This window comes from Nocardia sp. TBRC8007 (genome assembly GCF_056629435.1).
Genome location: NZ_JBWSOR010000258.1, coordinates 1 through 220 on the forward strand (window position 1 = coordinate 1; position 220 = coordinate 220).

Sequence of the window (220 nt, forward strand, 5' to 3'; positions counted from 1 at the left end):
CGCACCCACCGCCAGCTGCGGGGTGGCCGCCACCTGTCGTAGTACTCGCACGTACCGGGCCGCGATCGCCTCGACCGTCGCCCGGTCGAACAGGTCGGTCGCGAACTCTACGAACCCGTTCCAGCTTGCGGTCGCAGTCGAGTCGACCACATGGAAGGTCAGGTCGAAGCGCGAAGACTCCAACAAAGTGTCCAACGGCTCGACAGTAATTCCGGGTAGG

1 protein-coding gene is annotated in these 220 nt (G+C 64.5%); it reads right to left on the reverse strand.

Going from position 1 to position 220, the window contains the following annotated elements; genetic code table 11:
• Window positions 1-195 (reverse strand): hypothetical protein (locus tag ACX4ZE_RS23575; RefSeq protein WP_480275666.1); only part of this gene is annotated, 195 nt, incomplete at its 3' end.
• Window positions 196-220: the final 25 nt, after the last annotated feature.